The sequence below is a fragment of the Devosia salina genome (assembly GCF_019504385.1).
In the GTDB taxonomy this organism is placed as follows: domain Bacteria; phylum Pseudomonadota; class Alphaproteobacteria; order Rhizobiales; family Devosiaceae; genus Devosia; species Devosia salina.
Genome location: NZ_CP080590.1, coordinates 860,150 through 879,305, shown reverse-complemented (window position 1 = coordinate 879,305; position 19,156 = coordinate 860,150). Strand labels below are relative to the sequence as shown.

Annotated in this window: 16 protein-coding genes and 1 pseudogene; 8 read left to right on the top strand and 9 right to left on the bottom strand. The window is 61.9% G+C overall.

Annotation, left to right across the window (positions count from 1 at the left end; genetic code table 11):
* Window position 1 precedes the first annotated feature (1 nt).
* Window positions 2-1,213 (top strand): N-acetyl sugar amidotransferase, encoded by a 1,212-nt coding sequence (locus K1X15_RS04175; RefSeq protein WP_220306226.1) that lies wholly within the window; start codon window positions 2-4, stop codon window positions 1,211-1,213.
* On the opposite strand, the gene pseG is transcribed toward K1X15_RS04175, so the two are convergent.
* Both pseG and K1X15_RS04165 read right to left on the bottom strand, forming a co-directional pair.
* The gene (gene pseG, locus K1X15_RS04170) at window positions 1,205-2,269 is read right to left on the bottom strand and encodes a UDP-2,4-diacetamido-2,4,6-trideoxy-beta-L-altropyranose hydrolase (RefSeq protein ID WP_220306225.1); all 1,065 of its coding nucleotides are present in this window, start codon (window positions 2,267-2,269) and stop codon (window positions 1,205-1,207) included. The two genes, K1X15_RS04175 and pseG, sit on opposite strands and share 9 nt — an antisense overlap.
* A 6-nt stretch (window positions 2,270-2,275) precedes the next feature.
* Entirely contained in the window at window positions 2,276-3,043 is a 768-nt protein-coding gene (locus K1X15_RS04165) for a cytidylyltransferase domain-containing protein (protein WP_220306224.1), read from the bottom strand.
* 97 nt (window positions 3,044-3,140) lie between these two features.
* Between K1X15_RS04165 and K1X15_RS04160 the strand changes: the two genes are divergently transcribed.
* The 5 genes from K1X15_RS04160 to K1X15_RS04140 are packed head-to-tail and all read left to right on the top strand — an operon-like array spanning window position 3,141 to window position 10,681.
* Complete coding sequence (locus K1X15_RS04160; RefSeq protein WP_220306223.1) at window positions 3,141-4,268, top strand: glycosyltransferase; 1,128 nt, start codon at window positions 3,141-3,143, stop codon at window positions 4,266-4,268.
* Entirely contained in the window at window positions 4,265-5,425 is a 1,161-nt protein-coding gene (locus K1X15_RS04155; RefSeq protein WP_220306222.1) for a glycosyltransferase, read from the top strand. Before K1X15_RS04160 ends, K1X15_RS04155 begins: the two co-directional genes overlap by 4 nt.
* Entirely contained in the window at window positions 5,422-6,648 is a 1,227-nt protein-coding gene (locus K1X15_RS04150) for a glycosyltransferase family 4 protein (protein WP_220306221.1), read from the top strand. The genes K1X15_RS04155 and K1X15_RS04150 overlap by 4 nt, the downstream gene beginning before the upstream one ends.
* Before the next feature lie 53 nt (window positions 6,649-6,701).
* Window positions 6,702-9,179, top strand: coding sequence for a hypothetical protein (locus K1X15_RS04145; RefSeq protein ID WP_220306220.1), 2,478 nt, complete (start codon window positions 6,702-6,704; stop codon window positions 9,177-9,179).
* Between the two features lie 2 nt (window positions 9,180-9,181).
* Complete coding sequence (locus tag K1X15_RS04140) at window positions 9,182-10,681, top strand: capsular biosynthesis protein (protein WP_220306219.1); 1,500 nt, start codon at window positions 9,182-9,184, stop codon at window positions 10,679-10,681.
* On the opposite strand, the gene K1X15_RS04135 is transcribed toward K1X15_RS04140, so the two are convergent.
* The 3 genes from K1X15_RS04135 to K1X15_RS04125 form a co-directional block, all read right to left on the bottom strand.
* Window positions 10,678-12,501: a polysaccharide biosynthesis protein gene (locus K1X15_RS04135; RefSeq protein ID WP_338033488.1), complete on the bottom strand. Its 1,824-nt coding sequence runs from the start codon at window positions 12,499-12,501 to the stop codon at window positions 10,678-10,680. The two genes, K1X15_RS04140 and K1X15_RS04135, sit on opposite strands and share 4 nt — an antisense overlap.
* A 796-nt stretch (window positions 12,502-13,297) precedes the next feature.
* Window positions 13,298-13,531, bottom strand: coding sequence for a hypothetical protein (locus K1X15_RS04130; RefSeq protein ID WP_220306217.1), 234 nt, complete (start codon window positions 13,529-13,531; stop codon window positions 13,298-13,300).
* A gap of 336 nt (window positions 13,532-13,867) precedes the next feature.
* Window positions 13,868-14,056, bottom strand: coding sequence for a hypothetical protein (locus K1X15_RS04125; protein WP_220307661.1), 189 nt, complete (start codon window positions 14,054-14,056; stop codon window positions 13,868-13,870).
* Between the two features lie 176 nt (window positions 14,057-14,232).
* On the opposite strand from K1X15_RS04125, the pseudogene tnpB reads away from it, so the two are divergent.
* Window positions 14,233-14,406: pseudogene (tnpB, locus tag K1X15_RS21565) on the top strand (IS66 family insertion sequence element accessory protein TnpB); the annotation flags it as partial.
* 219 nt (window positions 14,407-14,625) lie between these two features.
* Entirely contained in the window at window positions 14,626-14,772 is a 147-nt protein-coding gene (locus tag K1X15_RS21560) for an IS66 family transposase (RefSeq protein ID WP_220306216.1), read from the top strand.
* Between the two features lie 2 nt (window positions 14,773-14,774).
* Here K1X15_RS21560 and K1X15_RS04110 read toward each other — a convergent pair whose 3' ends face one another.
* The 4 genes from K1X15_RS04110 to K1X15_RS04095 form a co-directional block, all read right to left on the bottom strand.
* Window positions 14,775-15,665 (bottom strand): tyrosine-type recombinase/integrase, encoded by an 891-nt coding sequence (locus K1X15_RS04110; protein WP_220306215.1) that lies wholly within the window; start codon window positions 15,663-15,665, stop codon window positions 14,775-14,777.
* On the bottom strand, window positions 15,662-17,629 hold the full coding sequence (locus K1X15_RS04105) for an AAA family ATPase (RefSeq protein WP_220306214.1): 1,968 nt from the start codon (window positions 17,627-17,629) through the stop codon (window positions 15,662-15,664). The genes K1X15_RS04110 and K1X15_RS04105 overlap by 4 nt, the downstream gene beginning before the upstream one ends.
* 109 nt (window positions 17,630-17,738) lie before the next feature.
* Window positions 17,739-18,581, bottom strand: a complete 843-nt coding sequence (locus K1X15_RS04100; protein WP_220306213.1) for a DUF4357 domain-containing protein — start codon at window positions 18,579-18,581, stop codon at window positions 17,739-17,741.
* 79 nt (window positions 18,582-18,660) lie between these two features.
* A complete protein-coding gene (locus tag K1X15_RS04095) occupies window positions 18,661-18,807 on the bottom strand; it encodes a hypothetical protein (protein WP_220306212.1) in 147 nt (48 codons plus the stop codon).
* Window positions 18,808-19,156: the final 349 nt, after the last annotated feature.

Below are 19,156 nucleotides of genomic sequence, written 5' to 3'. Positions count from 1 at the left end.
GATGAACAACCTCCACAAGTGCACGAAGTGTCTCCTCCCCGAGACCTATGAAACCATCGAATTCGACAAGGCGGGCGTGTGCAATGTCTGTCACGGCAAGGAATACCGTGACGAGCATATCGACTGGTCGTCGCGCAAGACCCAGCTCGATGCGCTGATCGAAGAACATCGCGGCAAGCACGACTATGACATGATCGTGCCGTTCTCGGGCGGCAAAGACTCCACCTACACGCTGTACTACCTGATGAAGGAGTACAAGATTAAGCCGCTGGTCGTGCGCTTCGACCATGGCTTCATGCGCGAGACCCTGATCGAGAACAATACCCGCACCTTCAAGAAGCTGGGCGTGGACGTCCTGAACTTCACGCCGAACTGGCGCGTCACCAAGCGCCTGATGCTGGAAGCGCTGCGCCGCAAGGGCGATTTCTGCTGGCACTGCCACACCGGTATCTTCAGCTATCCGATGCACGTTGCCGTTCGCTACAACGTTCCGCTGGTCATGTGGGGCGAGCCGTCCTCGGAATACACCCAGTACTACGACTACAAGGACAACGAAATCGAGGAAGTGGACGAAACCCGCTTCAACCGATTCGTTAACCTGGGCATCACGGCCGAAGACATGGCTGGCATGATTTCCGGCGACTTCGACTTCGATCCGCGTGACCTCGCTCCCTACACCTATCCCAAGCTGCGCGATCTCAAGCGCCTGCAGTACCGCTCGGTCTGCCTCGGCTCGTATATCCCCTGGGACGTGAAGGCCAATACCGCCCTGATCCAGAAGGAATTGGGATGGAAGGGCGACCAGGTCGAAGGCATGCCGTGGGAAGAATACCCCTACGAGAAGATCGAATGCTACATGCAGGGGATGCGCGACTACATCAAGTATCTCAAGCGCGGTTATTCGCGCGTGAGCCAGATGGTGGCGCTCGACCTTCGCAATGGCCGCATCACGCAGGAACGCGGCCAGGAACTCGTCGACAAGTATGAAGGCCGCAAGCCGCCTAGCCTCGAGATTTTCCTCGATTATGTCGGCCTGACCGAGAGCGAGTTCAACGAAGTCGTCGGCAAGACGGTTATCCCGCCCTTTGAGCCCGATTTTGGTGCCAACGAATTTGCACCCAGGACTTGGGACTTCGAAAACTGGTACCGCGAAACCGGCGACGACAAGGGTATCGACTACCGCAACAAGGTCAGTGCGAAGACTTCAAGCTGACTTTGAGTCAAGCCGGTCGCTGATTGCAGCGACAATGCGCTCTACTCCCTGCCCGTCGCACAAGCGGCGGGCAGATTTGCTTAGGGCGACCCGCGCGTCGGCGTCGGCAAGCAGATGATCGAATGCAGCGACGAGGCTGGAATCGAACCGGTCGGATCGCCGATCCAGCATCAGCGCCGCGCCCTGCGCAGCCATGGCATGTGCCAGTTCGAGTTGGTTGTCGACGACGACGACGGCAATGCTCGGAAGTCCAAAGCAGCAGCGTTCATAACTCGACTGTCCCGACGCCCCCACCGCAATGTCTGCCTTGGCAAGGATCGCGCCCATATCGGGCGGATCAATGAAGACGCGCAAATTGGGATGACTCGCGGCCAAACCGCCGATGGCATCGAGCCCCTGGGCGGCGGGACCCATGATGGCGTCGATCTGCAAATCGGGGCGTCCCGCCAGCAACAGCTGGGCCACATGGGCAGTGATGCCACCCGTATCGGTAAATCCGAACGACAGCATGATCGTTTCCGGGGATTTCCGGGCGCGCTCCGCGGACCAGTCGCCTGGAATGCTGTCCCGGATTTCCGTCCGGATCAGTGCGTAGTCGGACCCGGCGAGGACAAGCGCCTGGCGTGGAACCCTCCCTGCATATGACGCGGTCGAGGCGACGATATTGGTATTGACGAGGATATCGCAATGCCGACTGCCTTCGGCCAGCCCCGAGGGCGTCGCGAAATCATCAAAGACCAGGCAGAGGCCGGCAATTCCGGCCATGCTACGCTCATAGTCCGGCGTGGACCGATAGTGGTCGATGACGACCAGGTCCGGCCGCGCGAAGGCGCCCGAAAACCGGCCGATATCCGTATCGTCGAGCAGAAAGCCGTCCATGACGGTGATGTTCTGGCTGCGCAGCTTGGGAACGACAATAGCCGCGCCGGTATTGGTCGCGAACGCGACGTCCCACCCCGCGGCCTGTAGCCCGGCGGCCAGGGTAAGGCAGCGCATGACATGACCACCGCCGAGAGCCGGAGACGCATCACAGCGAAAAACAGCCGTCCGGGCCATGAACGTTCAGGCTTTCCCGAGGCTGTTGCGCAGTTTCTCCAGACTCAGTCTGTAGCCCTCGTTCCGCTCGATATTGGCATTGACGGCCATGACCTCGGGATTGTCCGCGAGGAAAGCCAGCACATCGGCGCTCGTGAAATCGCGCTTCGAGGGGTAGAGCGCCTCGTAAACCCGGGTCACGAAGTCAAAGTCGGCGGGCTCGTCGACCGTCCAGCGCAGCCCGGAAAGGTCCGTCTCGCCCTTGACGTGGAACAGGCGAAACTTCTCGGGATTGGTATTGATATAGGGCGTCACATGCTCGCGCTCGACGGGCGTCTGTGCTTCGCGCCAGCACTGCTCGAGGGCGGCAAAGGTCATCACTTCGCAATCGAGGCCATCCGGCCAGGTCGGGTGCACAGCGTTGGTGGCATAGTCGTAACTCCTCTCGACCGCAGCATCGATGACCCGGTCGATCACCTCCGCGTCGGCCAGCGGGCAGTCGCCAGTCAGGCGGACCACCCAATCGGGATTGGCCGCAGCCGCAGCGCCATAAAACCGGTCCAGCACGTCCTCGAGCGACCCGCGGAACAGGTCGATCCCCACGCTCTGGGCAATGTCGACCATCCCGTCATCCTCGGGCTGGTCGCTGGTCGCCAAAACCAGCTTGTCGATCCGCTGGGATCGCAGCACCCGCTCGATCTGCAGCGACAGCATAGGGCGCCCCAATATGGGCAGCAGCACCTTGCCGGGTAGACGGCGCGACGATACGCGAGCTTGCAGAACTGCAACGATCATTGCCAACTCCAAATTTGCCCTCATGCCCTAGCGCAAGGCAACGCATGACGCTAGAGACCAGCCTCAGCACTCAAACTCCGAGCCGGGCTTTAGACCAATGACGCATCCACCCGCGCGGGCCAAGCGAATTGCCATTGTTCTGCACTCGATCGATCGAGGTGGTGCAGAGTCGCTTGCGCTGAAGCTGGGGCAGGATTGGTCGAGCAAGGGCGCGACGGTGACAGTTGTCACGGTGGCGGATGCGGCCAATTCCATGCCCATCCCGGTAGGGGTCGCGCATGTCAGCCTCTCTCATCCGAGCTCCGCTGCCAATCCGGTCGGCAGAATGGCCAGGCTGGTGGCGTCGAGCCTCCATATGCGCCGGTCATTGCGGGCGATCCAACCCGATCTCGTCGTCGCCCATGGTGACCGCACCAACGTGTTGGCGCTGATCGCCACAATGGGCATAGCGGTGCCCGTCGTGGTCGTGGAACATAATTCGGTTCGTCGTCATGCCATCGGCCGGTTCTGGAATAGTCTGCGCAACCTGACCTATCCACGGGCCCACAGGATTGTCGGGGTCAGCAACGGCGTCGTCAGCGGGTTTCCGGCAGCCTGGCAGGCCAAGGCCGTCAGCATACCCAATCCGGCCCCCCGACTTGATCGCACAGGTGCACCGACCGCGGGCCCCCGCCAGTTCGTCGCCCTCGGGCGTCTGGCATGGCAGAAGGGTTTCGACGTGCTGGTCCGGGCCTTCGTGCCCCTGGCCGCCGAATTTCCAAATGCAGCCGTGACCATCTATGGCGAAGGCAATGAGCGCGCAGCGCTGGACAATCTGGCTCGGCAACTGGGAATTGCGGAGCGGGTCCATTTTCGCGGGCGGACGGACGACCCGGTCTCGGCGCTGTCGGCATTCGAGAACTTCGTGTTTCCATCCCGCTATGAGGGCTTTGGGCTGGCCCTTGCGGAGGCGATGAGTCTTGGACTTGCGGTCGTCGCGGCCGATTGCGATAGTGGCCCGGCCGATATGATCATCGACGGCCAGAACGGTCTACTTGTGCCTGTCGACGACGTCGAGCGATTGTCGGAAGCGATGCGCCGGCTGATCGTGGACCGTGACCTGGCGGAGCGGCTCGGTCGCGAGGCATGCGGCATTTCCGACCGATTCAGCGATGAGCTGTTCTTTTCCCGGTGGTCGGACCTGGTCCAGGTTACCCCTGCCGCCGGGGCGGGCCCGACTTCATGAACGTCCTCATTGTCTGCAACGACCTGCCCTATTTCCTCGCACACCGGCTGCCACTGGCGCGGGCGATCCTTGCAAGCGGCGGCCGCCTGGCGCTAGTCTGCGGGGGAGACAGCAGCCTTGCCGCCGCCTTGCCGCCGGAGGTCGAGTTTCACCCTATCGCCGTTGATCGCCACCGTCTCAACCTCCTGCCCGATATCGGTCTCGTCCGCAAAGTTCGCTCGCTGCTGCGAACCTTCCGTCCGGATGTGATGCATTGCATAACCATCAAGCCAATCCTGATGGCCGGACTGGCCCTGGCGTTAAGCCGGCAGAGGACCCGCACCAGGGCGGTCTTCACCTTTGCCGGGCTCGGGCGGGTATTCGAAGCGGGGGGCGGCGCCAGTGCCCTGCGCAGGACAATCGTCGTAAAGGCCCTCAAGCTCGCCACGGCGCGCCTCAACTGCGCGGCGACCTTCGAAAACCAGGCAGACGCGGACACCTTGGTCCGCTACGGCATTTTCGCGCCGGACCAGACACACGCGCTCTTTGGTGCGGGCATCGACACCCGAGCCTTCACGCCGCCGTCGCAGCCACGGACCGGGCGCCTCACGATACTCTTTGCCTCGCGCCTCTTGCGCGCCAAAGGTATAGATATGTTCCTGGAGATGGCGAGTAAGTTCCGCCAATCGGGAGCGGAGGCCGACTTTCTGGTTGCCGGACTTCCCGATCCCGGCAATCCCGACGCCATCGATCCCGCCGCAATCGCTGAAGCGGAGCAACAGGGATGGGTACGGCATCTCGGCCCGGTGTCGGCCGAGGCCATGCCCGATCTTCTCCGCGGAGCTGATATCGTCTGCCTCCCGACCCGTCTCCGGGAAGGCTTTCCTCGGGTCCTGATCGAAGCGGCGGCCTGCGGCTGCGCCCTTATCGGGTCGCGGCAGCCATCCATCGCACAGGTCATCGAGGACGGCAGCAACGGGTGGATGGTGGATACAGGGACGACGCAGGAGCTGGAGGCGGCCCTGGCCTCCGCCATTGCCGACCCGGCGAAGACCCGCGCCATGGGCATGACCTCCGCTGCCATGCTGGAAACAAAGGTCGTGGATGAACGCGATGTTTCGGCGCAGTTTCTGGCAATCTACCAGGCGAAGGCCGTGAAAAGAGAAGCAAGCTTATGAGCGGAAAAAGACGCCTCGCCCTGGTCATCGACGTCCAGGATTGGGCCTTTGACAATATTGCCAATCAGGTCTCCCCGGCCCTCGAACAGGAGTTCGAGATCAGCCGCCACTACGTCATGGATCATCCTGACCTGGCGACCCTTCTGGTTGAGCTCGCAAGCCTGCCCGACGACACTGTCATCCATGTCTTCTGGCGGCAGCTCTGGTTCGATCTTCTGGATCGGGGACTGGGCAGGCGCGCCGAAGCGTCTGCCCGCTGGCCCGAGGGCGAGGCACTGCGCCGGCTGTCGAGGCATGTCCTCACCACCAGCGTCTATGATCACAGCGGCCTCAGCCCTGCCGATGCTGCCCGCCAGGCGCGCGTTCTTTCCGCGCTGGACGCCTATTTCACTGCCTCGCCCATTCTCGACGAGATTTACCGCAACCTGCCCGGCATGCCAGAGCCGGTGGCCATCCTCGCCGACGGCGTCGACACCGCCTACTACCGGCCGAATGCCCTTGAACGGCTGCAAGAGACCGATCGAGCGTTCAGGATCGGCTGGGTCGGCAACAGCCAGTGGGGGCTTCTCGAAGGCATTCCGGACGCTAAGGGGCTCAATTCGGTCATTCGTCCCGCCATCGAGCAGTTGCAGCAGGAGGGCCTGCCAGTCGAGCTCAGACTGGCCGACCGGGCGGAGAAGTGGATGCCGCGCAAGGCCGTTGCCGACTTCTACAACGAGCTGGATGCCCTGCTCTGCGCATCCCTGTTCGAGGGTACGCCAAACCCGGTGCTGGAAGCCATGGCTTCCGGCGTCCCGATCATTTCCACGGATGTCGGCATTGTCCGGATGTGCCTCGGGCCGGCGCAGCGCGACCTCATTGTCGAGCGGACACCCCAGGCCTTCGCCGAAGCCATCCGGCATATGGTCTCCACCCCGGATCTTCGGCACCAGTTGAGCCAGGAAAACCTTGCGGCCATAAAAGAGCAAAGCTGGGCCGCTCGGCGGCCGCTCTGGCTCTCGTTCTTCGACCACGCGCTGCACAGGGCGCCGCAGCGAAGCCATGATGAGCGGCATGTCGCCCTCAAGCGCGCTTCCGACGCGCTCGTCCCCACGCTCAAGATGCGGGTGCGCTCCTTCCTTCGCGGTTCACCGCGTTTGTACGCCGCCGCTGCCCATAGTCTGCACGTGACGCTCATTTCCTATAACCGGGCACTGAACTGGGTGCGTCAACGCCTTGACTAACCCTTCCAGTTGACTAGGGATGCAGCGGACGCCCGCCCGAGGAACTGGACAGTATGGTCAAAGCAATCTCCGCAATCGCGGCCCGGCCGGGCCGCGTCCTCTATGGATTCTATATCTTTGCTTTGATCCTGGGCGTTCTCGCCTTGGCCTTCGGACAGCGCACTGAACCGTCCTGGTTCGCCATTCCGCAGCACTTCAGCTCACCCTATCCGGAAGTCCTGCCGGCCATGGGCGATGGCGCCCTCTTGATGTCCGGCCTGGCCATACTTGGGATTTTCTTCCTTCTGACCTGGTGGCGCTCGGGCAGTGTCTCATTCGCTTCCTATGGCCCGCAGTTGCAGGCCATGGCGTTTGGCGTGTCGTTCATCGCCGTGGAGCTGGCGCTTTGGAAGTTCGGGCTGGGCTGGCTTTCGGTGGCGATCGCGGTAGCCAGCCTGGCCATTGGCTCATGGCTCATCCGGCGGGCCCTGCCCCTCCCGTCGATCTACTACTATGTCGCCGTTCCGCTCTTTGTGGGCATGGGCAGCATGCTGGCGCTGTCGGTCCTTGTCGTGTTCGGTGTCGGCGCGCTCGCCGGGCTGATTGCCATGGATCCCACGCTGAGCCGGAGTTTCGGGGTCGTCCATGAGGGTCTGAACTTCGCGCCCGAACGCTGGTTGATCCCGGCAACGGCAGGCCTGATCGCCGCCTTCATCATTCGCAAGGCCGCCAAGCGCATCCGGCCCGGACACCTCATCAGCGACCCCGAGGATATCAGGAGACTGGGCGCCGCTCGCTATGCCCGCCTGGCACAGTTTTCGCGCATGGTCGGCGGCCTCAATGCCCGCCTGTTCTTTCTCGCGGCGATGGTGGTGACCTCCTATGCCATCGTCACGCCGTCGGGCGCCGATCTTGGATGGTGGCGGACCGGCTACTTCATCGTGCTGCTGCTGCTGGTCGTGGCGGCCGTCATCACGTTCCTCGCCGCGAACTTTTCGGGCGTCATGCGCAAGTTGCGCACCATTCGCTACGCCATGCGGACGCGGACGTTCTGGCGGCAGTCGCACGACATCCTCAGCCGCGTGCCGCAGCCAAAAGATCCCAAGGGCTACGTGTTCTTTTCGACCCAGAACGATACCTACACGCTGGCGAGCCTGCTCATGGTCATCATCCGCCTCAAGCAGCTGGGCTGGGCCCTCGTCGTGACCGACAACTGGCCCTTCCATGCCGAACGCACTGGTGACGACACCGTGGATCGGTTCTTCGCCATCGAACTCGGCCGCCAGGATTCCCTCAATTTCGATTGGACGATCGATTGGAAAAAGGGTCAGGTCGAAGCCGCGGGCATGAACTTCTACCACCCAATCTGGGAAGCACTGAGCCGGCATTTCGGGCGCTACACCGTCGACATGCCGCCCAACTCCGATGTCGAAAGGATCTTCATCGAATTGCTCAAGGTGGCGGATAGCACCCTTCACCAGGCGTTCCGCATCGCCAATTCGGTGGCGGGCAACGGCAAGCCGGTCCGCGTGGTCGGCGCCTCGGGACAATTCGTGCCCAATGCGGTCTGGAACATCTTCTGCCGCGAGCGCGGCAAGGACCGCGACATGCACTTCGTCTGGGTCCAGCAGGGCTACCAGACCTATTATGCGGACAAGGCGCGCCTGTCCACGCGCATCACCTTGGACAACATGACGCGCAAGTGGCCATATTCCAATCCCTACCTGCCGGCCAAGGTCGACTTCGACGCCTGGGTCGCCCGCGGCCAGGACGTCAAGAAAATCACCGAGCGTGCGCTCACTTGGACCAAATCCAACCGGGCGACGGACCGCGCGACCATGTCGGCCAGCGCCCGCTCGGCGATGGACCGGATCGTGGCGCACAAGCAATCCGGCCGGCCGGTCGTGGTTGTGCTGGGCAAGATGGTGTTCGATCTCTCGACGCCATACGAGCGCGGCCCTGCCCATGACGGTATGTTCGATTGGCTCAATCACACAGTGGACGTGGCGCGCCGAAATCCCAACATCCTCTACCTGATAAAGCCCCATCCCTATGAATCGCGTCCGGAAATCGCGGGCCGCGTGGCGCAATATTTCACCGACATGATTGAGCAGGTGGTGCCGGATAACGTGGTCATTCTCGGCCATAGCTGGTTCAACCTGCACACCCTCTTCGCGCTCGTGGATTTGGGCGTCCTCTGGAACGGCACGTCCGGGCTCGAGCTCGGCCTGCATGGAATTCCGTGCATCATTTGTTCGGACTGGGGACCGATCGACTATCCGGTCGGCCTGCTGCATCCGACCGACCGCGCCGACTATGAACGCATGCTGTCCGACCCCAGGTCGCTCACCCTGCCCGAGGGCTTCGTCGAACGTTGCGCTCTGCTGCTCGAATACACGGCCAGCGACGAACTGATGATCCCCTATGACTACGCGGCCCGCCCGCTGACCAATGAGCCCTTCGGTCCGCCGTACTGGTATATGGACCAGGTCGAGCGGTTCTTCCGGGAGGGGGATCCCAATATCGACCGGGCGGCAGAGCGTTTCATCTAGAAGTGAGAATCCTCTTTCACACCAATGTCGACTTCGCGGCCTGGACGGCGCATCTCGCCCGGGCTTTCGCGAGCCGCGGGGGTGTATTCGGCGCCGATGCAATCGTCTCTGTCGAAAGCGGCACAGCAACCGCTCTGCGCGAACAAAACCGCTTTCGCTTCGATCGCGTGGAGGCCATCTGCGATATCGAAGCGTTGTGGCTGACGGGACCGGCCGCGGGGCTGGAGAAATGGCGCGCGGCGCTGGGCCGTGGCACCGTTCAGGACATACTGATCTCCGATCGCGAACTCACGAGCGGCGTCATTCCGCATGGGCTCCATCCGCTCTCGCCATTGCGCCACGCGACGAAAAATTTGCGCGTCGCCGAGGCCTATATCGCCGGCATGCTGGACTATCTCGACGGTGTGCTCGACGAAGGGCATTACCGGGCGATCGTTGCCACTTCCGTGCAGGACGCACCGGGCGTGGCGCTGGCCCACCTGGCGAAACGCCGGGGCATTCCGTTCATTTCCCCCAAGGCGACCGGGTTCGGACAGATCATCAATCTGTTCGACGATCCGCTGAACATGCGCCTCACCTTTGCCGACCAGTTCCAGGCAGCGCAGGACCAGGACAGGCAGGTGCTGGAGCAGCTTGCGGAGCGTGGCCGACCTGCCTTGCAGGCATTCCGCAATTGGCCGGCGGCGCCAGAATATATGGCCAACCCCGTAAACCGCCCGGTGCCCTGGCCCCGATTGCTCGATAGCGCGGCGCTGCTCTGGCGCAGCCTCCGCAATGTCGCTCCGGCGAACATGCGCTACCCCTATCCACTCGCGCGCCTGGTGTTCGAGTGGCGCCGGGCCATTGTCGGGCGATGGCATCTGGCAACGGGCAGGTTTGGCAAGCTGGACGACCTGAGGGGGCGCAAGACCATCTACTTTCCACTGCATTTCGAGCCGGAGGCGAGCCTACTCGTATCGGCGCCAGAACAGACTGATCAACTGGCGGTCATCGAAAAGCTCCATGCTGGCCTGCCGGCCGGCTGGCTCATTGCCGTCAAGGAACACAGGCCGATGCTCGGCAGGCGGCCCGCCGATCTCTACAAGGCCCTGTCCCGCCTCCCCAATGTGCGGCTCATCGACCCATTCATCAGCGGCTTTGAGGTGCAGAGCCAGGCGCAACTGACCGCAACGATCACTGGGACTGCAGGGCTGGAAGCGGTCCTGCTGGGGCGGCCGGCGCTGTTTTTCGGCGCCAACCCGATTCTCCTCGTCAACAATGGCGGCTATCGCGTCGCCGAAGGAGAGGACATCGGTAAGGCCATCGAGGTCGCATGCCAGCAGCCTCCGGCTGACGAGACCGCGCTCGCCGCCTTTGTTGGAGCCCTGATCTATTGGGGCCTCGAGCACCCGACGGCATCCGTCTGGGGTAGCCTCGATGCGCTGAGTTTCGAGGATGTCGATCAGATGAGCGAGGCGGTGCAGCGCCTCTCCCAGCTCATCGCCGAGGCCGCCGACCTCTAGCGACTGGGCTGCTCTTCTGCGGCATTGATCGCATCAAACAGGATGCGCCTCGCCGCGCGCTCATCCTTCTGATCGAGGGCATCGCGCAACTCGCGAAGCCGCTCGGGCAGCGCCAGATAAAGCGCAGCATCAACCTTGAGGATCTTCGGGTGCGATGTCGTCTCGGCCCTTGAGGGATCGTAGAACAGCTCTTCGTAGAGCTTCTCGCCCGGCCGCTTCCCAGTGGCGATGATCTGGATCTCGCCGTCCGGATTGCCTTCGTTTCGCACCGTCATGCCCGCGAGGCGAACCATGTTCTCCGCCAGTTCAGCGATCAGAATGGGCTCGCCCATGTCGAGCAGGAAGATGTCGCCGCCTTTGGACATGCCGCCGGCCTGGACGATCAATTCGGCCGCTTCCTGAATTGACATGAAATAGCGCGTCATCGCCGAGTCGGTCAGGGTAATTGGGCCACCTGCCGCGATCTGCTCCTTGAAGAGGGGAACTACCGAGCCGTTTGAGCCGAGGACGTTTCCGAAGCGCACGGTACAGAAATGACGGTTGAGGTCCGACTTCAGGGCCTCCGCGGCCTTTTGGCGGACGAGCAGTTCCGCCCAACGTTTGGTGGCGCCCATGACATTGGTTGGCCGAACCGCCTTATCCGAGGAAATCAGCACGAAATCCTGGACCCCACAATGCAGTGAAGCATCAAGGATGGAGAGCGTGCCGAAGACATTGTTCTCGATACCCTCAAGCGCGTTGGCCTCAACCAGTGGCACATGCTTGTAAGCAGCAGCGTGAAACACGACGTCCACACTATTTTCTTGCATGACTTGGTCGACAAGCCGCTTGTTGATGACCGAGCCAAGTACAGGAACAGTCGATAGGCCCGGCGTGCCGGACAGCTCGCGATCGATCTGGTAGAGGGCAAACTCGTTGGCGTCGAGCGTCACCAGCCGCTGCGGATGCAGACTGGCGATCTTGCGGCAAAGCTCGGACCCAATCGACCCTCCGGCCCCCGATACCATGATCGTTCGACCGGCAACCATCTTCTTTAGCAGAGCCATGTCGGGAGGAACGGATGATCGGCCCAACAAATCGTCAATCTGGATTTCCTTGACTTGGCTGACCAAGTACTTCCCAGTCACAAGGTCGGTCAGACCTGGGAGGGACTGCACGGTCACACCCATCCCGCTCAAATTGGCGACAATTTCCTTGCGCCGCGCCACTGAAAGTGTGGGCATCGACAGTATCACCTTCTTCACACCGAAGTCGCGAATAAGCGTAGGTAGATGTGAGGGCGGAAAAACTCGTATGCCAAGCAATTCTCTGTATTGAAGATGAGTATCGTCGTCGAGAAAGCCGACTATGAAGTGGCTACTAACCAGCGACTGGGCCAGTTGCGTTCCGGCCTGGCCAGCACCATAAATCACAATGGCAGATGAGTTAGGGGAATTGGACTTGGCATTTGGCCACAATAGCCGCTTCGCCGCCAATCTACTGCCAATGATGACAGTAGTTGAAAGCGCCCAATAGATTACTGGTACAGATCGCGGTACGGTACCGTTGCCGGTCATTTGCAGCAGAAAGGCTGCAAGAACCCATAAGACTACGCTCAGTGTTATGGCTTGCAGAATTTTCCATAATGCGCGCTCCGGCAGGTAACGAAGCACTGCCCTGTAAAGCCCCATGCGGACGAATATCGGAATAGCGAGCAATGGAGCCAGAAATATCTTCATCAGATCGAATGACGTTTTGGGCAACGCCCACTGGTCCAGACGAAGTGCGAAGCTAAGCCAAAGTGCCGTTGACAATACTGCGAAATCAAAGACAACCAACAAGCCGCGCTTCCACGCTCGCGGAATGTTAAGAATATAGTGTCGGATCATATTCCGGCTGTAAAGCTTGCAATTCGCGAGAACAGCTAAGAGGCGAATATTAGCGGCCATCTAAAGCAACATAAATACCCGCGCACAAAAATATCAATTACCGTCACCACATTTGACAGTATACTTCATATTGAATGCGCTCCGTCGCGACGAATTTTGTAAATCAGAGATGCGGTGCTCACGTTTTCCAACAAACGCTGCCAACGACAGGGACGGTATCGAACTTTTCACGACAGCATTGAACTAGCGCTGGACATCGCATAAGCGGTATAGACCCTTTCAACAAGCGTCAATCGTTACATGGGCATTAAGCTCGATCCATTCTACGTCGCATACGACTGCCATTCCAGTCAGCGACTGACCAGAGCGAGTTAGCGGCAATCAATCTTGTGTCCTCCCGAAGAGGGTTCCTCAACAGCGCGCACTGGTGTGGCGTGGCGCTCCCGACCACGCCATCACGATATCGGAAATCGAAGCTGCGGAGGTTTTTCAGATCAGCCCATGACTGAGGTTCACGAGACTTCTCTATCCGCCCGCGAGATTGCAGGAAGCATTGCGTGGTCAGCCATATAGCCAACACGGACTGTTCGAAGACCTCCTTGGTCTGCGCCGGAAATGGCGGGTTCGGAACTTGAATTTCTGTCCGCAAGTCCGATGACGAGACCCAACGGCAAGCCGCTGACCTTTCAGCGCCACATTGACGGTTCAAAAGGTCGCACATGTAGTACTCGTTTCGCAGAGCGCAAGTTTAGGTGGTTTCACCAAAAGGCGGACCGCCTAGAGGTACATGATCATCCGCAAGCTCGCCAGCGCCGATGCCGGCCGCTTGCTGCGCAATTATCGCGCGAGCTTGGCCTATTGTTGATATTGTCTTTCCACAAGTGCTGCAGGATATTGTCAAGAGCTCATCCGCGCGCTCTGCGACGTCTATTCGATTTTCAATGCCGCAATGCGGGCATTTTGTCTTGATTTGATTTTTCATGTCAGGACTCCTACTTATCCCATCAAGCTTGATTCACGAAATGCGTTCCGGTCGTCGCCCAGCAAACATCAATTTGCGCGATCCCCGCAACACGACGACCATCTGGTTTGTGAGCATCGGCGCGAGCGTTATACTCAAAATGGCGGGGAATACCCATAGCGCCAAGCTGACCCCCTCTGTTCAGCGGGTTGAGGCAGCGGTATTTGGCACCCTCTGGTTGGTGGTAGGTGTTCGATGTCTGCGACTATGCGCGCGGATAGAAGTTCCCACGTGATCAAGGCTGTTCCGAATCGGGCCGCGATGGTCGCGCGGAGTCTGGGGCCGGGTGCGAACGCGTCAGGGCTCGCGCGTGAGATCGGGATCTTGCCATCGCAGCTGTTCGGCTGGCGGTCCGAGGGCCGCATGGGTAAAGTAGAGCGGGTGAGGAAGAGCGCGACGGGGGCAGGAACGGCGGACGGCACGGCCGTCGAGTTTTTCGTAGATGGCATGCTGGTCCGTGTCGGCGCTGACGTTGATGAGGATCATTTGCGCCGTGTGCTTCGCGCCCTGCGCTCGGCATGCCCCCCCTCGGGCGTGAAGTTGTTCCTGGCTGGCCAGCCGGTGGACTTTGGGAAAGGATCTGATGGTCTTCTTTGCCTGGTGCGTGATGCCGACGCCGATCCGTTCGACGGCTCTCTCTATGTGTTCCAGGCAAACGGGCCGATCGGATCAAGATCGTTTGGTGGGGTGGGGCCAGCCTTTGCCTCGCCAAGCGGTTGGAGAAGGCGGCATTCTGCTGGCCGCGGATCGGCCGCAGCCGGATTCAGTTTAGCACTGCGCAACTGCCGGCGCTGCCGGAGGGGATGGACTGGAAACGAGTGTACAAGTGTACCTGAGAGCATCTCGCAACCGGCTGGGCAAAAGCGTGCGGCAGACTGACTCACTAGCGCAAAAAGCTGAGGCAATCCGGGGTGTTTTGTGCCATTATGTGGGCCTGAACCCGGCAGATCCGCAGCAACTTCCTGATGACACCGACGACATCAAGGCGATGATCGCTGCTGCCCACGCCAGGAAGACGTTCACCGATCACCGCTCGGCTGGAATCGATCGTTGCCATGCTCAAGCGGGCGCAGTTCGGGACACGCTCGGAAAAGCTACGGATCGATCCGCTCAATGCCGAGCAGATGGCCGTTGTGTTCGTTGAACTGCAGACGGAACCGGGTGAGATCCGGGCTGATGGAAGGAGTAGGCTGAGGCATTAGAACTAACTCCAAACGTCAAGATCGACATTCTCTACATAGCGGGCCACGACGTTCATTGACCGCCATCCCCCTGCCCTCATGACCTGGAGAATGCCGCGACCGTTGAGCACCAATTGCTGGGCGGCGCCCACGCGAAGTGAGTGGCCAGATACTTTTGACGGTCCGGTCGTCTGCAGGTCTGCACGTTTCGAGAGCTTCTTGAGCACCCGGCCGATGGTAAGCGGCTCGAGATAAAGTACCAATGCCCGGCTCCGATAGACCGGGCGCAGGAGTGGTCCTCTCGTCGCGCCGATCGCGGTGAACCAATCGTCCACGAGCGCGCTGCTGCGCGTCGAGAGATGCGCGGTTCGGCCAGCGCCCTCGGGATCGTTCTTGGCGCGGCGGATGAGCACGTTGTACCGGCCATCCTCTCGTTTGGTGAGGTCGGTGACGGACAGGGCCACCAACTCACCGCGGCGACACAAAGTGTCGAACCCAACACTGACCAGGACCCGGTCACGGAGGCCGATCAGGTCGTCGGTGCATTGGGCGAGAAGACGATCCCGCCTCTCAGCGGTGATGCCCAGCGCCTGCTGAGGACGGGATGGTTGGGCCCGGCTGGCGCGCCGCATGGCGAGATCAACTTCTGCGTCTCTCGTGGGATCTCCTTCACCTGCCAGCTGATGGAGCTTCCGGATTGCCGCGAGGCGCCGCTTGAGCGTCCCTGGCTTGAGACACATCCGCTCGGCTTCGATATAGGCGGCGACCGTCTCGCCGGTGGCCGGCAGGAAGGGCCGCCGGCGCTTGCGGCACCAGGCGGCAAAGAGCCCGAAATCGCTCCGGTAGGACCGGAGCGTGTGATCGGAAAAGGCACCATCGAGCCGGCCGATGTGTTTCAGCCAATGCGCGGTCATTTCGGGGTCACCTGCGCATTGGACGGCGCCTTGCGAGGCTTTCGGCTCGATGGGCCCGCCACAGCCTCAGCGTTCGCCTCGCCCATAGCGTGACGGTCGAGGATGCACTTGACCGCATCGCCCTTGAGGAAACGCCGCTTCTGGAGTTCGCTGGCAAGGGCCAAGACCTGCCGACGGTGCAGCGTGATCAGCTTGAGGGCCCGGTGCAGCAGACGCTTGACGGCTTCATCGGCAAAGTCGAAAGCGGCCTCGCTGTTGGGATCGAGCTGTCCCAGCGTGTCATAAAGCCCCCATTCGCACAGCCCGCGCAAAAGCAGCGCGGTGGCCAGCTGGATATCGACCGCCGCACCCGAATGGGCACCAAGGTCCCCGAGGACAAGATCGGCGGCACGCCCGGCCATCGAAACCGTGACGATATCCTCGAGCTGCTGGCGATTGAGCATCGCCCCAGGCGGCACGGTGCGCGTGACCCCGCCGCTGCCGCCCTTGGCAATGATCGAGACGTGCTTGATCCCGATCCCGAGCCGCGTCGCAACAAAAGCGTGCCCCGCTTCATGAAGGGCGATCGCCCGGATTTCATCGGGGTCACGCGCATCGGGGGGCGCCACCACATCGAGCACGTCCTCAATCGTGAGCTCTCTGTCATGATGACGCGCCTCCGCCCGCGCCTGCTTGACCCAGGCCTCGATCTGCGCCGGCGTCGCGCCGGCGGCAATGCTGGCGACACTCCCCAGTTCGCTGGCCCGAATCTCGGGCGCCAGATAGTGGGCGAAGATGGCGCGAACCTCGTCCTCGGTCTCAGGCACCGGCACATGCACACGCCGCTCCATGCGTCCGGGGCGCACCAAGGCCGCATCGAGACGCTCGAAGAAATTGGTCGCGCCGATGATCATCACCGGCCTGCCCGAGCTGCGGACGCGATCGATCTGCTTGAGGAATAGGTTGACGACCGGGGTCCACCATTGCCGGTCGCGGGCATCGAGCGTGGCGCGATCGGGCAGGCCATCGAGTTCATCGATGAAGCCGACGCAATTTTCGGTCTCGAGCAGCGTGTCGAAGAAGCGGACGATGGCCTTGCTGACGCCGCCCAGATGCCCATCGCTGCTGTCGAACCAGTCCCCCATGGTCGCCGATACCAGGTGCCAGCCCGCCGAGCGCGCCAAGGCTTCGGCAATCATCGTCTTGCCCGTGCCCGGGGGCCCTTCGAGCACAGCAAAGCGCAATTGCCGCGGGTCCAGCGTGCCTCCCCAGACCTGATTGAGATCGTCGAGACAGCTCATCGCCCAGCCCCGGACAGTGGTCGGCAGCGGCAGATCTGCGAGACGCGGTCCGGTGCTGCGCCGCGCGGCACCCCGGGCCACCCGCTGCTTTGCGGCCAGGGCCTTGATGCGCCGAACGCAATTTCGGGCCGAACTGCCGGGACGCATGGCCATGATCAGATCGGAAAAATCGAGCTTTTCGATATCCTCGGTCGCAAGACCGTTCGCCCGCTGGCCGCAAAAGGCGCGAATGGCGCGATTGAGAGCGGCAACGTGGATCCGCGGCAACTCTAGGCGCAGGTCGATCGCGCCCTGAACTTCGACGGCAAGAAGGTCTGGCTGGTCCGTGGTCGAAAGAAGGCAATGCACCCCGCTCATCAGCTGTGCCTGCATTTCGGGCACGATCCATGCATTCTTGTCCTTCTTGACCTCAGTCACGGTCAGGGTTCGCACTCGCGGATGAGCGAGTTTGACCTCCCGGCTGAGAGCCAGAGCCCAGGCCGGGCTGGGCGACACGATCTGGATGACCTGTGGCACGTCCGAGCGCAAAGCGGCCCGGATCGCCGCGGTCCTTCCCTTGAGCAAAGCCTCCACGAGCAGCCGATCGGGCCGGATTGGCTTGGCGTCGGTCGCGGCCTCGACCGTATCGGCATTGTCGAACTCCTCATCCTCGAGGGCGAGGGTCATGTTTTCAAAATTGGCCATGATGGTTCCTTGGCGGCCGCGTCTTCGCGCGCCGCAGCAAAAGGGAGAAAGAGGGGATGCGGGTGGCCCGGAGCCACCCGTTACGGTGTGGGCCTCAGGTCTTGGGGCCTCAGGTCTTGGGACCCCATGTCTTGGGGCCCATGCCGCGAGCCTCGGCCAATGGCCGCCAAAGCTCGGGTTTGACCCTTGAGCCGGCCACGAAATTGGCGGCGCCCGATGGCGTGTCGAAACCGACATCCACGGTCAGGACCAGATGATCGCCCTCACGAACGAGGCCGCCATCGTGCGAGAGATCCTGGCGCTCCTTGAGCGCGGCGCTGCCGGCCGAAGGGACAGGCTCGAGCCGGACCTGACTGCCCGCCAGCACGAAGAACTTGCCGTCCGCAATCCTCGCCTGGGCGGTGACGCCGCAGCTTTCCATGATGAGGTGCTGGCCTTCCCCCTGCCCGTCCGGTGCGGCTTCGAGCGGCTGGGGTTCGAACGGCCCAGGATTGGTCCTGTCGAACGGTCCCGCAGCGGGGGCAACGGGATCAAGCAGCCCAGCCTGTTCGATGCGCTCGAAGAAGGTGGCGACGAAGCGATCGGTGGCCATATAGGGACCGGAATCGAGCCGATCGCCGGCCGGGAGAGCATTGATGAGCGTGAGTCCCGGATGCTTGTTGACCCGTCGGGCGGCAAGGCGCTCGGCGGTGCGGGCCTGGGCTTCGCTCATCAGCTGATGCTTGTCGACCGCCGCGATGATGCGATCGGGCAGGCCATTGCGCCGCAGATGCGCGCCCCAGGCAATGCGGCAGGCCGTGTCCCCGGAACGGCCGACATAGACGGCGCTGCCATAGAGGGCGAGGTAGATGCCCTTCTGCCGCAGCCGCGGCTCCTGGACGAAATAGGAGCGGTCGATGCCCGAAGCAAAGAAGATGTCGGGTTCGGGCGAAACGACCCTGAGATGCTGCACGCCCTTCTTGATGGGCTGCGGCGATGCCGTTCCCTGACGCAGAGGCGGGTTGACCCGGCGCGCCACCTGACTATGGGCATCAATGAGACCGGACGAGGCGATGACGAGCGCTCCCTCGCGGATCGGCGACGAGGCCGTCGAGCACCATGATGGGACGGGTGTGGGGGATATCGCTCGAAGCGCGCTTGCGGGCGGGCGCATCCGCGCCCAGAATGGCATCAGCCATTGGGTTTCTCCTGTGGAAGCAGTGAGTGCCCTTGGTTAGGCTGGCAGTGTGCTCCAACACACTGTCAGCCGCCTCTGGTTCGCGGGGGCGAACCAGCGCCTCATGAGGAGACGCGGCCTCGGGATCGGCCCGGAATGGAACCGACGCTGGTCAGGAGAGCGGAAGTTCTTCTGGCTGTCAACGCCGATGTTGGCGCTTTGTTCTCAATGGTTAACGCGCATCGAGGATGACGGGCATTGCCTGGAACGGGCCCGGTTTTGCGCGGGTTTGGCCCCTCGGAAGGCCCGGATTTCTGGCCAATGCGCGATAGTGCCGGTCTCAGCGCTTATGGCCTGTGCTGGGCAAGGTT

What these genes read in the sequence shown, in the direction of transcription:
- K1X15_RS04150 (WP_220306221.1), top strand. Translation starts at nt 5,422, where the DNA reads ATGAGCGGAAAAAGACGCCTCGCCCTGGTCATCGACGTCCAGGATTGG.
- K1X15_RS04105 (WP_220306214.1), bottom strand. Translation starts at nt 17,629, where the DNA reads ATGGCCAATTTTGAAAACATGACCCTCGCCCTCGAGGATGAGGAGTTC.
- K1X15_RS04095 (WP_220306212.1), bottom strand. Translation starts at nt 18,807, where the DNA reads ATGGCTGATGCCATTCTGGGCGCGGATGCGCCCGCCCGCAAGCGCGCT.
- K1X15_RS04175 (WP_220306226.1), top strand. Translation starts at nt 2, where the DNA reads ATGAACAACCTCCACAAGTGCACGAAGTGTCTCCTCCCCGAGACCTAT.
- K1X15_RS04155 (WP_220306222.1), top strand. Translation starts at nt 4,265, where the DNA reads ATGAACGTCCTCATTGTCTGCAACGACCTGCCCTATTTCCTCGCACAC.
- pseG (WP_220306225.1), bottom strand. Translation starts at nt 2,269, where the DNA reads ATGGCCCGGACGGCTGTTTTTCGCTGTGATGCGTCTCCGGCTCTCGGC.
- K1X15_RS21560 (WP_220306216.1), top strand. Translation starts at nt 14,626, where the DNA reads ATGCTCAAGCGGGCGCAGTTCGGGACACGCTCGGAAAAGCTACGGATC.
- K1X15_RS04110 (WP_220306215.1), bottom strand. Translation starts at nt 15,665, where the DNA reads ATGACCGCGCATTGGCTGAAACACATCGGCCGGCTCGATGGTGCCTTT.
- K1X15_RS04165 (WP_220306224.1), bottom strand. Translation starts at nt 3,043, where the DNA reads ATGATCGTTGCAGTTCTGCAAGCTCGCGTATCGTCGCGCCGTCTACCC.
- K1X15_RS04130 (WP_220306217.1), bottom strand. Translation starts at nt 13,531, where the DNA reads ATGAAAAATCAAATCAAGACAAAATGCCCGCATTGCGGCATTGAAAAT.
- K1X15_RS04160 (WP_220306223.1), top strand. Translation starts at nt 3,141, where the DNA reads ATGACGCATCCACCCGCGCGGGCCAAGCGAATTGCCATTGTTCTGCAC.
- K1X15_RS04145 (WP_220306220.1), top strand. Translation starts at nt 6,702, where the DNA reads ATGGTCAAAGCAATCTCCGCAATCGCGGCCCGGCCGGGCCGCGTCCTC.
- K1X15_RS04125 (WP_220307661.1), bottom strand. Translation starts at nt 14,056, where the DNA reads ATGATCCTCATCAACGTCAGCGCCGACACGGACCAGCATGCCATCTAC.